The sequence below is a fragment of the Sutcliffiella horikoshii genome (assembly GCF_019931755.1).
Classification (GTDB): domain Bacteria; phylum Bacillota; class Bacilli; order Bacillales; family Bacillaceae_I; genus Sutcliffiella_A; species Sutcliffiella_A horikoshii_E.
The window spans coordinates 1,057,208-1,070,430 of record NZ_CP082918.1; the positions used below are offsets into that span (position 1 = coordinate 1,057,208).

Below are 13,223 nucleotides of genomic sequence, written 5' to 3' on the forward strand. Positions count from 1 at the left end.
AAAGTACCATAAATTGAAAGAAAATTCTATAAAATTTAAGAAAAATGTAGAAACATGGAGGAAAAACAATGCAAGAAGAAAGCAGGCTGCTAGAACTGTATAAGCTCCTATGGAACAACCGCTCTTTGGAGTACATAGATGGTTGTGATCAAAAAGAAGTATTACAACAGGCAATAAGAAGGGAATTAAAGGACGAACTGACACACCCAAGAACGAGAAAACAACCGATGCAAAAATACTATTTAGCTGTTAAACGAATAGTTGAGTCGAAATTAGACGCAACGGAGCAAGTATTACTAATAAGAGAGTTTACTTTTGTATTGGAAGAAATAAAAAAAGAAAGCTGACCATCCAAGCATCATGGCAGCTTCATCTATAATCCAAATATGGATCGAAATACATTGCGGCGCTTTTGTTGTGGAGGTTGGTCAAAGATAAGTGGGGGTTCTATTTTTTTGACTGGGGTTTGCATTTGATCTAACATCTTTTCTAGTCTGTCCACTGTCTTTGTAAGCTCTTCTATTTCTTTTCTTTGTTGCAGCAGTTGATAGGATACCACCTCATCAGCCTTTTGCTGGACCATTCGTTCTGTTCTGGACACTCTCTCAGTCAAGTTCTCCAGCCGATGTTCCAATGCTTTACTCTCTTCATTTCCCGTACTCATGTTTTCAAATTGTACTTCTTTGATGTCTGTGTCAAAGGCAATGTCCAAGGCTCCTGCTACCTCCCCGCTTGCTTTAAGTGTTTCTAGACGCGCCAATGCCTCTTCATCGTAAACATAATGGCCATAATCATTTTTGCGACAAGGGATTTCGTATTTTTGGACCCACTTACGTACCGTTCTAGGTGCCATTCCTAGTTCTTTTGCCACTTCATGTGTCTTTAATTCCATTCAAACTCCCTCCCTTTATTAATGTATTTCCACATTGATAAGCAACTTCCTCCATGGTAGACAAAAGTAGTGGTTGTTCGGCAAAAATAGTTAAAATCTATCAACAGCTTATCTTTTGTCTGCAAATAAAGGAAAAATTTCCTATTGAAATATGCCTAGATAACTATAAAAAGAGGTTACGAAAACAATAATATCCTTTTATAATAGAAAGACAGGGTTCAGACGCTTTGACGAAGTCGTTTACTTATAGTAATCTGAATATTTAAAATAGAAAACAAAGCGAAGGAATGATCCATATGATAAATCTCGAACAACCAACTGTCAAGACAACAAAAATGGATATCGGAAGTAAGATTAAATTTTTTCGCATACAAAAAGGATTAAAACAGGATGACCTTGCAAGAGGAATTATTTCAGTATCCTACCTATCAAAAATTGAAAATAACCTTACCTCACCCAGTGAGGAAGTCTTAAGGCTTTTATGTGAGCGTCTTGAAGTCAGCCTGATTGAACAGCAGGATGATACGATCTTTCAAGAACTTATGTCTTGGTACAAGTTAATGACTACAAGTGAAAGTCAAGAAATTAAGCGCAGGTATGAGAGTCTCTCTAAAAAAATTCAATCCATTAATACGAAGACATATATGTATTTTGTACTATTCGAATTACGTTATCACCTTTATCTTAAAAACATAGATCAATCCCGAATGCTCATTGAAAAGTTGCAACAATTCATGGATATTTTTGATATCCATATGCATTACTATTTTCAAAAATTCTATTCTATTTACGAATATAGACTAAACAACTTTGTTCAGGCACTTGAACACTTGAAGGTAGCAGAACAGCTACTGCAAAGGAATTCCAATCTTGAAAAATCAGAAGAGGCCGACCTCTACTATCTCTTCGGTCTTACATACAGTCAAACGATGAAGGAACCACTGAGCATCACCTATACCACCAAAGCACTCCAAGAATTCCAAGCCATCTATGATTTCAAAAGAAGCGCAGAGTGCCAAGTGTTATTAGGCATCTGTTATCGTAGAATTGGAGAATATGACCGCTCGGAAAAAAGTTATTTACTCGCTCAAAAACTCTCAGAATCTCTTAATAATATGTATCTTCAGTCCCTGATCTATCATAATCTTGGGAAACTTTATTCCATCCAGGGCCATCATGAAGAAGCCATTAAGGAATATGAAAAAAGTTACTTTCTAAAACAACAAGATAGACCACTGAGTAAGCTGACTTCTATTTATTGTATATTACTTGAGTATGATCAAATTCAAAATTACGAGGAATGCCGAAAATGGCTGAAACTTGGTCAAGAGTTATTAACGAACCCAGAGGACGCGATAGAGTATCATTATTATTTTTCCATTCATGAAAGCATTCTTGAAGGGAATTATGAAAAATTCGATCAGATTTTTCAGGAACAAGCATTGCCATATTTCCAACAGAAGGACCTTAAAGAGCCCCTTATCATTTATGCGGAACGCCTGGCTCAATATTTTGAAGCCAGTTATAAATATAAAAAAGCAAGTTATTACTATTCTCTTGGATACAAGGAACTAAAGAAACAAACTTTTCTTTAAGGAGGAGATGGGCCATATGAAAAAACAATTGGTTCTATTGGTGATGGCGGTTTTCTTAGTATGCGGCGGTGCTGTGGGTTTTCAGGACGCAGGGGTGGATTCAAAGCAGGAAATTTTATTAACTTCAAAGGATCAACATCCGGACCCTATTCCGGAAGGATGATTTTACTTGATTGACCTTGCTCAATAGAGTGGGGTCCTTTTTTATTAAAACACATTTAAAAGTTTTAATTCGAGATATATGGGTACAAGATAAGTTAGAAGGTAATAGTATCAACGAACTGCAAACATGAAGAAACCTTTCAAAACTTGTAAAAGGAGTGTTTGACAATGACTACGAATGTAAAGTTGGCGATTATCTATTACAGTTCAACAGGTACGAACTATAAGTTGGCAAAAACAGCAGAAGAGGAAGCAAAGGCAAGTGGAGCAGAAGTGAAGTTGGTAAAGGTACCAGAGCTTGCCCCACAAGAAGCAATTAATTCTAATCCAGCTTGGAAGCAACATCTAGAGGAGACCAAAGACGTACCGGAAGTAAGTTTAGATGACCTTACATGGGCCGATGCTTATATATTCAGTGTTCCAACAAGATATGGAACTGCTCCTGCACAAATGAAGCAATTCCTCGATACAACAGGTGGACTGTGGGCAGAAGGAAAACTTGCAAACAAGGTTGCAAGTGCCATGACTTCTGCAAGCAATCCTCACGGAGGCCAAGAACAAACCATCCTGAATCTTTACACCACCTTATACCATTGGGGAGTGATTATCGCGGCACCTGGATATACGGACAGCTCCATTTTTGAAACAGGCGGAAATCCTTATGGAACAAGTGTGACAGCTGATCAGGACGGTAATTGGAAAGAGGACGTAGCTGCAGCGGTTAAACATCAGACAAAACGGACCCTCCAAGTTGCCAGTGCCATCAAAAACGGCATGCAATAGAATTAAACAATGACTACCCATCACTTTTGTGGTGGGTATTTCCTATTAGAATAAGAAAGTATATAATTCGGTTGATTTCCGTACCAGGCGCTTCGCTTGCCTGCGGGCGGTCCGTGAGCCTCCTCGGCTTGCAGCCTGTGGGGTCTCACCTGTCCCTTCCTCCCGCGGGCGTCTGCGCGCCTTCCAACTCCAATCAACAAGTTACTTCATTCAACTTAAGGATAAAAAAGATTCCTAACGAGTTACTGATAGACCAATAACATTTCCTTTTACGCAATTTCAAGCTGTGGATTGGAGCAAATGGCGTAGACTCCAGCGGGGGAGTAGCGGCAATGTTGAGACCCCGCAGCGAATGCGAGGAGGCTCAATGCCGCCCCGCGGAAAGCGCAGCCATTTGCGGAAAGGAACAGCGGCAGTTAACCCCAAAAACAAAGTTTTTTAAAACGTTAATCCTTTTGAATGGTCTGTTTTCTTTTATATTTTCTGATGAAATAGGCCCGTTGAACGAACAAGTAAGCAAGGAATACGGTGGAACAAAATATCGCTACCATCATATTAAAAAGCATTCCCCCGATATAAAGGAGTCCATCAACCTTAAGGGTAAGGAAGTACCAAATGGTCGTAGTGATAAACCATGTGAGGATGATAAAGGAAAGACTAATGGCAGTATGGAAAAAAAATGCCCCTTTACGCATCACCATTTGAGAGACATACATATAACTGACAAGTGTCGTGGAAACAATCGCCAATAAATTCAAGAGCATAATATAGTCATACATCTCCATCACCAAACTTCTTTTTTCTATTGTATAGCGGGACAAATTGATGGGTGAGTACCTAAGCAAAATATTTGCATAATTGGTGTAATGGGACATAATAAAAGTATGCTTGAAAATAGGAAGGTGAAAAAAATGAAAAGTTTAGCATCCACAACAACCTTACATAATGGCGTAGAAATGCCTTGGTTTGGTCTTGGTGTATTTAAAGTGGAAGAAGGTCAGGAAGTAGAATCTTCTGTAAAGATGGCCATCCATGCAGGCTATAAAAGCATCGATACGGCAGCCATTTATAAGAATGAAGAAGGTGTAGGTAAAGGGATTAGAGAGTCCGATGTACCTCGGGAAGAGCTTTTCATTACGACTAAAGTATGGAATGCAGATCAAGGATATGAATCTACATTAAAAGCTTTTGATGAGAGCATGGAAAAGCTAGGACTAGAATATCTTGACTTATACCTCGTACACTGGCCTGTTAAAGGAAAGTATGTAGATACGTGGAAAGCATTAGAAAAGCTATATAGGGATGGAAGAGTCCGTGCCATTGGGGTGAGCAACTTCCAAATCCATCACCTTCAAGATATTCTGGATGTGGCTGAGGTAAAACCAATGGTTAATCAGGTAGAGTACCATCCAAAGCTTTCCCAGGTGGAGCTATTAAATTTCTGTAAAGAAAACGGCATCCAAATGGAAGCGTGGTCCCCACTGATGCAAGGACAGCTTTTGGATAATGAAGTTTTAAAAGAAATTGCAGATGCTCATAATAAGTCCGTTGCGCAGGTTATTCTTCGCTGGGATCTTCAAAATGGTGTCGTGACTATTCCGAAATCCGTGAAAGAGCATCGTATTAAAGAAAATGCGGATATTTTCGACTTTGAGTTGTCAGCAGATGAGATGCAGAAGATTCATGCATTGAATGAAGACAAGCGTGTAGGTCCAGATCCGGATAATTTTGATTTTTAATAACTACTCTAAAACAATAAAAAGGTGCTGGGCTTCGTCGCCCTGCACCTTTTCTAATGAGAAAGTATGAGAATCTGTTGATTTCCGTTCCAGGCGCTTCGCTTGCCTGCGGGCGGTCCGTGAGCCTCCTCGGCTTGCAGCCTGTGGGGTCTCACCTGTCCCTTCCTCCCGCGGGCGTCTGCGCGCCTTCCACTCCAATCAACAAGGTTGCTTCATTCACCTTAGTCAAAAAAGCTATCTAACCAACATTACTGATGTACCAATAACGTTTCTTTAACGTAGTTTCGAGCTGTGGATTGGAGCAATTGGCGAAGACTCCTCGAAAATGCTACGCATTTTCTTCGTGCGAAGTATCGCTGTCGAAGCCTTCCTTGTCCTACGGGGGGGGTAGCGGCAATGTTGAGACCCCGCAGGCTTGCTGAGGAGGCTCAAGGTCGCCCCGTGGAAAGCGCAGCTATTTGCGGAAAGGAACAGCGGCGACTACCACTAACTCAGGTTTTATATTATTCCACTTCTAACTCTTCTTGCTGATGTTCGTGTAATTCATCTTTTTCTACGTGTATTTGAACATAATGCAGACCAGTTTCTTTCATGGTCGCTTTTGCTTCATAGACACCATCACTGACTTCTTTTGCATCTACGAATTCATGTTTCTCTGAATCTTCATGCCAAATTTCAAAACGGACAGTCGCATCTGTTAAAGGAGCTTCTTCTTGCTTGATTTCTGTTGATAATGTAGTTTCTTGATTCGCTTTTACAGCATCTGTTGATTCTAATGTCATATTCAAGCTGCTCTCATGGCTGTGGTGGTCATCATGATCTGTTTTTTCATGTGTCTCATGATCGTGATTGTGACCTTCTTCTTCATGTTTGTGCTCTTCTTCTTTCTCTGCAGGTTCAGGATTTCCAACTGTTAATTCAACACGTGGCATTACGTGCATATCTCTGGCAGTTGTGTGAGCGACTATATAGTAAAAGCCTTCCTCTTCGAAGGTTTTCATGATGGAATAGATTCCGGAACCGTCATTCGTTGCTTCGACCATTTCATGATCCGCTTCCTGACCTTGCTTCCATACTTCAAATTTTACTTCATGGGCATCATCCACATTTTCTTCACCTTGAGTGACAAGGGCTTCTACTTTTACCTCTTCATTCGGTTCCACTGCTTCAGGGAGTTTGATTTCTACTTCCACCATGCTAGGTACTTCATCATTGTTTCCGTTTGTATTTTCATTGTTATTAGTTGATCCGCAAGCTGCCAACATCATTAATGAAAGCAAGCTGATAAATAAGGTTAATTTTTTCAAAAAGAACACTCCTCTCGTTCAATGATTTTATTATAACTAGTATCCTAACGGAAAATTTCATCAAAAAGATCAATCTTGTGAACAAAAATAGTATGATATAGGTAATGACCATAAATGCATGGAACTATACATAGGGAGTGGTTGAAGTTGATTAAGCATTTACAAACAAAAGAACAATTACTTGAAGGTTTTCAAGTATTAAAGGAATTAAGACCACACCTGACAGGAGATACATTTCTAGAAATATATGAAACCATGCACAAAGAAGGCTACGAATTATATGCTTATGTTGAAGAAGATGAGATAGTCGCTGTTACGGGAATAATCATGTTAACCAACTTTTATGATGGGCGTCATATTTATGTGTATGATCTAGTGACAAAAAGCACAATCAGATCAAAAGGCTACGGGGAGAAATTGCTCACGTACATAGAAGGATTAGGGAAAGAAAGAGGTTGTGAGAAGGTTACTTTGTCATCAGGCTTGCCAAGGGTAGATGCTCATAGATTTTATGAAAAGAAAATGGATTACGATAAAACTAGTTATGTATTTAGAAAAGAGCTGTTGCTTTGATGCTACAGCTCTTCTAGTTTCAAAAAGGAAGGTCCAAAGCTTGTTGGGACTGGAGCATGGACTGTTGCGCTTTTTTCTTTAAACGGGTGTGGAACAGTTAACTTCCATGCATGCAGGCTATGGCGATGATGTTTGTTTTTTGAACCATAAAGCTTATCACCATAGATGGGATGACCAATGCTGCTCATATGTACCCTGATCTGATGCGTCCTACCGGTATCTAGTGTTAATTCTACAAGTGTTAGTTGTTCTTTTTGAAAAGTCTTAACAACTTTAAAGTGTGTTATAGCCTTTTGTCCATTAGGAGAGACTCTTCTTCTTGAAGCATGGTGGCGGTCTTTTCCAATAGGTTTATCCAGAGTTCCTTTGGACATGCTCATTATGCCTTCAACAAGTGCCAAATATGTTCGTTTAACTTTCCGTTCCTCGAGCATCCTGTCCAAGATTGCGCCGCTAATGGCATGTTTTGCAAACAGAATGGCTCCGCTGGTGTCTTGATCTAAACGATGTACATGACGGACTTTAGAAGAGATTCCGTTATTTTTGAAATAATATGCCACTCCGTTGGATAGAGAGCGGAAGTCTTGATCTGAAGAGGGATGTGTGTCCATTCCTGCTTCCTTATTGACTACCAAAAGATGTTCGGTCTCGTATATGATTTCGATATCCATTTCGGTAGCAATGGGAGATATCTCTTCTGGTAAAATAGGAACAAAAACTTGGTCGCCTTCCTTAAGTGGGTTTGTCCAATTAGGGTTCTCACCATTCACCAATACTTGCTTGGACATCCTCAGTTCATGAAGATGACCTTTAGGAATACCAATTACATCTTTTAGATAACTTTGTAAGGGGAGGGACCTATTGTTCGTTACGCAGAATGTTAGCATTTGGTTATTCATTATTAGCTCCTTCTTATAATATTGTCGTAATGAGTCTATGGATTCCATTAACTACCTACCCAAATAAAGATGCATTTATGTTACTCTTTTGTTATAGAGAAGTTACAAGGGTGGTTTTAATTCGTGAAAGTAGTATACGCTTCAACTCCAGAGCAAGAGAACCATATTGGGGAATTGGTTCAACACCTCTTAACGAACATTCTTCCTTATTATTTCACAGATAAAGAGATAGAAAACCTTGCAAAGCAATTATCCCTTCACACTGGAGAAGTCCATGATACTTTTTCCGATTATAATGGAACTTTGAAAGAAGCATTTCATATCATATCATGCCTTCAAGCAATTATTGCAGTTATTGAAACAATCCAAGAAGAGGACGTACTTACAAAGCATCGTGAAATATTTAAGAGGAATGTCAATATGTTAGGAGAGTACGGGTTTTCCTTCCCGTTTTCGATTGACCAGTTTGTGCAAAAACCTAGCAAGCCGAATATTTTCAGTAAGTTTATTCGACCTTCCAATCATTTTTTGATTTAAAAAGTTTGTAAAACACCGCTGTTTCATTCCGCAAATGGCTTCGCTTTCCGCGGGGCGACCTTGAGCCTCCTCGGCAAGCCTGCGGGGTCTCAACATTGTCGCTGCTCCCCCGCAGGAGTCTACGCCATTTGCTCCAATCAACAGCTAGAAACTCATTTTGCAATACATAAGAAAACTCCTGGCGATTATTCGCTAGGAGTTTCTTTTACTTTTTCGAACCATTCGTTGTAGACGCTGCTATCTTGGTGATAGTTCTCTAAGCGTTCTACTTCTTGTCCATCTACAAAATGGATGAAGGTAGGAGTGGAATTAATACGGTAATCGTCCCAGCCTTGTTCGAATTCCTGTAGATTGTAAAGTTCCATATCTATTCCCATCTCTTCAGCCATTGGTACTACAACAGGGCTTGTCTGTTTACATGCTGGGCAAGTGGAGCTGTAGAAGTAAATCGTTTTAGTTTCCCCAGCATCCAGATCTTCTTTCAATTCATCAGGGGTGATAATGTTTTGGTACAATGGATCATCCAGTTGCTTTTGTGTTTCTGTATGAAGCTTATCCTTACCGAAAGGATTACCCTCCACGTTTTGCTTTTGCTGAATATTAGTTACAACTACCAGTGCAATAAAGATGGCCATAATGACCGCCATTATAATGATAAGTTTTTTCAAGGTCAGTTACCTGCTTTCTTTGAAAGTTTTTTTACATAAAACAATATAACCGTGATGGATGTAAAACCGATGAGTGCTAAAAATGGAATGGTGATAAAGCCTAGCCAATTAATATATTGACCAGTACACGGTACAACTCCACAGGAAACGGAGTTCTCGCCCAAAAACGCAATTTTTTGAATCAAGTAATGATAAATCGAAATACTTCCCCCAATAATTGATAGAGGAAGGACGTAAGTTGCAATACCAGCATCTTTCTTAACGGCAGCAATTCCAAGCAAAATTACTAAAGGATACATTAATATCCGCTGATACCAGCACAACTCACAAGGTATGTACAATAATACTTCTGAAAAATATAAGCTACCTAGTGAAGCAACAAGGGCAATGATTGCTGCTGCAAGCAATAGGTTCTCTATTTTTTTGGAATGGTCCACGGAAACTCTCCTCTTTTGAATTCAAGATACTTTTCCTAAAATTATAGTCGTTACTTTTCATTATTGCAAAACTAATCCTATCCTTTGAATGTGAACTTTTTTTGACTTTACGAAAGAAAGCGGTTTCCAACAAAGGGTTCTATCTTGTACAATGATTATGGAATCGATTTCATTTACATGAACATGGAATATACGTTAAATAAACAATAGATAGGGAGAGGAACTGTTATGACAACAAAAAAGTGGTGGAAAGAAGCAGTTGTTTATCAAATCTACCCACGAAGCTTCAATGATTCAAATGGAGATGGAGTAGGCGATATTCAAGGAATCATTGAAAAACTTGATTACTTAAAAGAGCTAGGTGTGGATGTTGTCTGGCTTTCTCCTGTTTATAAATCACCTAATGATGATAATGGCTATGACATAAGTGACTATCGCAACATTATGGATGAGTTCGGTACAATGGCAGATTGGGAAGAAATGCTTGCGGAGATGCATAAGAGGGACATCAAATTGATTATGGATCTTGTGGTAAATCATAGTTCCGATGAACATGAATGGTTTAAAGAGTCTCGTAAATCAAAGGATAACCCATATCGTGATTATTATATTTGGAGACCAGGGAAGGATGGGTCTGAGCCAAACAACTGGGAAGCTACTTTTGGCGGATCTGTGTGGGAGTATGATGAGCAATCGGATGAGTACTTCCTTCATTTATTTTCTAAAAAGCAACCAGATTTGAATTGGGAGAACCCTAAACTGCGACAAGAAGTATATGACATGATGAAGTTCTGGTTGGATAAGGGCATTGACGGATTCAGAATGGATGTCATTAACTTCATATCCAAAGTGGATGGGTTGCCGGATGGAGAAAAGGTGGAAGGAAAGAAGTATGTTTCCGGTCATCAGTATTTCATGAATGGGCCTCGTATTCATGAATTCCTACAAGAAATGCATAAAGAAGTGTTGGAAGATTATAATGTCATGACGGTTGGAGAAATGCCAGGCGTATCTCCGGAAGAGGGAAAACTTTATACAGGAGAAGAGCGCAAGGAATTAAACATGGTCTTCCAATTTGAACATATGGACCTTGATACACAGCCTGGCAAGAATAAGTGGCACTTGAAATCATTGGATTTGCGTGATTTAAAGAGATCACTTGGCAAATGGCAGTCCGAGCTTGAAGATGGCGGATGGAACAGCTTATATTGGAACAACCATGATCAACCTCGTATTGTATCAAGGTGGGGAAATGACAAGGAGTACCGTGTCACATCTGCTAAAATGTTGGCAACATGTCTGCATATGATGAAAGGGACGCCATATATCTACCAAGGGGAAGAGCTTGGGATGACCAATATTAAGTTCGAATCGATCGAGGATTATAAGGATATTGAAACACTAAATATGTACAATGAACGGGTAGTTGAAAATGGAGAAGACCCACAGGAAATCATGCAATCCATTTACACTAAAGGACGTGATAACGCAAGAACACCAGTTCAGTGGAATAACGCTGAACATGCAGGGTTCACAACGGGGACTCCGTGGATCAAGGTGAATGAAAATTATCACGAAATCAATGCCGAAAAAGCGATGCTAGATAAAGATTCTATCTTCCATTACTACCGTAAATTGATACAACTTCGTAAACAAAATGAGGTTATTGTGTACGGTTCATTTGAGATGTTGTATGAGGAGCATGCAGAAATATTTGCTTATACCCGTACGCTTAGAGACGAAACTCTACTTGTTGTGACAAATTTCTCGGGAAATAACCACCAGTTCGACAGTACCATAGACCTAAAAGAGGCAGAACTAATTATTAGTAACTATGAAACAGCCGAAAAGGAAGCAAATTCTTTTGAGTTGCGTCCTTGGGAAGCTAGAGTTTATCAGATTTGATGATGTAGGGACAGGTCCCTTGACCCGCTTTTGGTGGGCGGGGAGCCTGTCCTTTATTGTTTTGTGTTTCATTATGATAAAATTGGGGAATAAGTAATATTGGGCAATTCTCCGTTTTACATTAGAAAGGGCCCATTTTTATTTGTTTGTACATAAGGATAGGAGATGATGGCATTGTCAAAAATCGATTTATCTAAATTTGAGAAAAAAATGATTATCAGAAACATAGAAATGAAAGACATAGATGATATTATCGCACTTCAGCACTTGTGCTTTCCAGGCATGCAGCCATGGAAACCCGAACATCTTGAAAGTCATTTAAATATGTTCCCAGAAGGACAGCTTTGCGCGGAATATGATGGGGAAATAATTGGTTCGTGCTCAAGCTTGTTGATTAACTTTGATGAATATGATGATCGTCATACTTGGGACGATATAACAGATGAAGGGTACATCACCAACCACAATCCAGATGGTTATAACTTATATGGCATTGAAGTAATGGTGCATCCAGGTTTCCGACGTATGAAGGTGGGGCACAGGCTGTACGAAGCTAGGAAAGATCTTGCACGCAGGCTTAATTTGAAAAGTATCATCATTGGCGGCCGCATCCCTAACTACCATAAATATGCAGAAGAGATGACTCCACGGGAGTACGTTAGACAAGTAATGCGTCATAAAATTTATGATCCTGTGCTTTCCTTCCAATTGTTGAATGAGTTTACGTTGATGCGTATCAATCCAGGGTATCTTCCTGACGATGTGGCTTCCAATAAATACGCAACATTAATGGAGTGGAACAATGTAGAGTACATCCCGCAGACAAAGCGCCATTTCAAAACTTCATTCCCTGTTAGGATCTGCGTGGTTCAGTACATGATGAAACCCATTAGTTCATTTGAGGAGTTCGCCACACAGGTGGAGTATTACACAGATGTTGCTTCAGATGCTGGAGCTGATTTTGCGGTATTCCCAGAGATATTTACAACTCAGTTGATGAGCTTCCTTCATGAAAAGGTACCTAGTAAAGCGGTTCAGCGTCTAACTGAGTATACAGAACAGTATATCCAGCTGTTTACAGACCTTGCGGTAAAATATAACGTGAATATTATTGGAGGTTCCCATTTCGTGGAGGAGGATGAAAAGGTATTTAACATTGCCTATCTATTTCGACGTGATGGAACGATTGAAAAGCAGTACAAGTTGCATATCACACCAAATGAGCGCAAATGGTGGGGAATAAGCCGTGGAGAAAGTGTTCGTGTCTTTGATACGGATTGCGGTAAAATCGCGATCCAAATTTGCTATGATATCGAGTTCCCGGAATTAGCCCGTATTGCTACTGAAAAAGGCGCAAATATTATTTTCTGTCCATTTAATACAGAAGACCGCCAAGGCTACTTGCGTGTTCGTTACTGTGCGCAGGCACGTGCTGTGGAAAACCAAATTTACACGGTTATCGCAGGAACATGTGGAAATCTTCCTCAGGTGGAAAACATGGATATCCAGTACTCACAGTCCGCTATTTTTGCTCCTTCCGACTTTGAATTTGCAAGGGACGGAATTGTAGGAGAATGTAATCCAAATATTGAAATGGTAATCATCGGAGATGTAGACTTAGAGATTCTCCGTCGACAACGCCAGTCTGGTACGGTTCGTCAATTGAAGGACCGACGAAGAGATGTTTATGAAATTAAGTATAAAAAATAACATTAAAAAAGCGACC

Annotated in this window: 15 protein-coding genes; 9 read left to right on the forward strand and 6 right to left on the reverse strand. The window is 39.6% G+C overall.

The features are described from left to right. The first annotated feature begins 68 nt into the window (after window positions 1–68). Window positions 69–347 (forward strand): hypothetical protein, encoded by a 279-nt coding sequence (locus K7887_RS05500; RefSeq protein ID WP_223492548.1) that lies wholly within the window; start codon window positions 69–71, stop codon window positions 345–347. Window positions 348–373: 26 nt separating this feature from the next. Here K7887_RS05500 and K7887_RS05505 read toward each other — a convergent pair whose 3' ends face one another. After that, window positions 374–892 (reverse strand): MerR family transcriptional regulator, encoded by a 519-nt coding sequence (locus tag K7887_RS05505; protein ID WP_223492549.1) that lies wholly within the window; start codon window positions 890–892, stop codon window positions 374–376. 296 nt (window positions 893–1,188) lie between these two features. Here K7887_RS05505 and K7887_RS05510 point away from each other — a divergent pair, with 296 nt between their 5' ends. From K7887_RS05510 to wrbA, 3 genes are all read left to right on the forward strand, one after another. After that, a complete protein-coding gene (locus K7887_RS05510) occupies window positions 1,189–2,487 on the forward strand; it encodes a helix-turn-helix domain-containing protein (protein WP_223492550.1) in 1,299 nt (432 codons plus the stop codon). A gap of 16 nt (window positions 2,488–2,503) precedes the next feature. After that, window positions 2,504–2,650, forward strand: coding sequence for a hypothetical protein (locus K7887_RS05515; RefSeq protein WP_223492551.1), 147 nt, complete (start codon window positions 2,504–2,506; stop codon window positions 2,648–2,650). A gap of 167 nt (window positions 2,651–2,817) precedes the next feature. Next, window positions 2,818–3,432 (forward strand): NAD(P)H:quinone oxidoreductase, encoded by a 615-nt coding sequence (gene wrbA / locus K7887_RS05520; protein WP_223492552.1) that lies wholly within the window; start codon window positions 2,818–2,820, stop codon window positions 3,430–3,432. A gap of 446 nt (window positions 3,433–3,878) precedes the next feature. On the opposite strand, the gene K7887_RS05525 is transcribed toward wrbA, so the two are convergent. Next, on the reverse strand, window positions 3,879–4,211 hold the full coding sequence (locus K7887_RS05525; protein ID WP_223492553.1) for a hypothetical protein: 333 nt from the start codon (window positions 4,209–4,211) through the stop codon (window positions 3,879–3,881). Between the two features lie 132 nt (window positions 4,212–4,343). Between K7887_RS05525 and K7887_RS05530 the strand changes: the two genes are divergently transcribed. Further along, entirely contained in the window at window positions 4,344–5,171 is an 828-nt protein-coding gene (locus K7887_RS05530) for an aldo/keto reductase (RefSeq protein WP_223492554.1), read from the forward strand. Between the two features lie 503 nt (window positions 5,172–5,674). Here K7887_RS05530 and K7887_RS05535 read toward each other — a convergent pair. Beyond that, a complete protein-coding gene (locus K7887_RS05535) occupies window positions 5,675–6,478 on the reverse strand; it encodes a FixH family protein (protein WP_223492555.1) in 804 nt (267 codons plus the stop codon). 147 nt (window positions 6,479–6,625) lie between these two features. On the opposite strand from K7887_RS05535, the gene K7887_RS05540 reads away from it, so the two are divergent. Continuing rightward, entirely contained in the window at window positions 6,626–7,051 is a 426-nt protein-coding gene (locus K7887_RS05540; protein ID WP_317849237.1) for a GNAT family N-acetyltransferase, read from the forward strand. A 2-nt stretch (window positions 7,052–7,053) separates the two neighbouring features. Here K7887_RS05540 and K7887_RS05545 read toward each other — a convergent pair whose 3' ends face one another. Then, window positions 7,054–7,950, reverse strand: coding sequence for an RluA family pseudouridine synthase (locus tag K7887_RS05545; RefSeq protein ID WP_223492557.1), 897 nt, complete (start codon window positions 7,948–7,950; stop codon window positions 7,054–7,056). A gap of 123 nt (window positions 7,951–8,073) precedes the next feature. Here K7887_RS05545 and K7887_RS05550 point away from each other — a divergent pair, with 123 nt between their 5' ends. After that, window positions 8,074–8,487, forward strand: coding sequence for a DUF5365 family protein (locus K7887_RS05550; RefSeq protein WP_223492558.1), 414 nt, complete (start codon window positions 8,074–8,076; stop codon window positions 8,485–8,487). 185 nt (window positions 8,488–8,672) lie between these two features. Here the strand turns inward: K7887_RS05550 and K7887_RS05555 are convergent, their stop codons facing one another. Both K7887_RS05555 and K7887_RS05560 read right to left on the reverse strand, forming a co-directional pair. Then, a complete protein-coding gene (locus K7887_RS05555; protein ID WP_223492559.1) occupies window positions 8,673–9,155 on the reverse strand; it encodes a thioredoxin family protein in 483 nt (160 codons plus the stop codon). A 2-nt stretch (window positions 9,156–9,157) separates the two neighbouring features. Continuing rightward, window positions 9,158–9,592: a disulfide oxidoreductase gene (locus tag K7887_RS05560; RefSeq protein ID WP_223492560.1), complete on the reverse strand. Its 435-nt coding sequence runs from the start codon at window positions 9,590–9,592 to the stop codon at window positions 9,158–9,160. 228 nt (window positions 9,593–9,820) lie between these two features. Between K7887_RS05560 and K7887_RS05565 the strand changes: the two genes are divergently transcribed. Together K7887_RS05565 and K7887_RS05570 are read left to right on the forward strand one after the other, a co-directional pair. Continuing rightward, window positions 9,821–11,497, forward strand: coding sequence for a glycoside hydrolase family 13 protein (locus K7887_RS05565; protein ID WP_223492561.1), 1,677 nt, complete (start codon window positions 9,821–9,823; stop codon window positions 11,495–11,497). A gap of 168 nt (window positions 11,498–11,665) precedes the next feature. Then, complete coding sequence (locus K7887_RS05570; protein ID WP_223493585.1) at window positions 11,666–13,207, forward strand: bifunctional GNAT family N-acetyltransferase/carbon-nitrogen hydrolase family protein; 1,542 nt, start codon at window positions 11,666–11,668, stop codon at window positions 13,205–13,207. Window positions 13,208–13,223 lie beyond the last annotated feature (16 nt).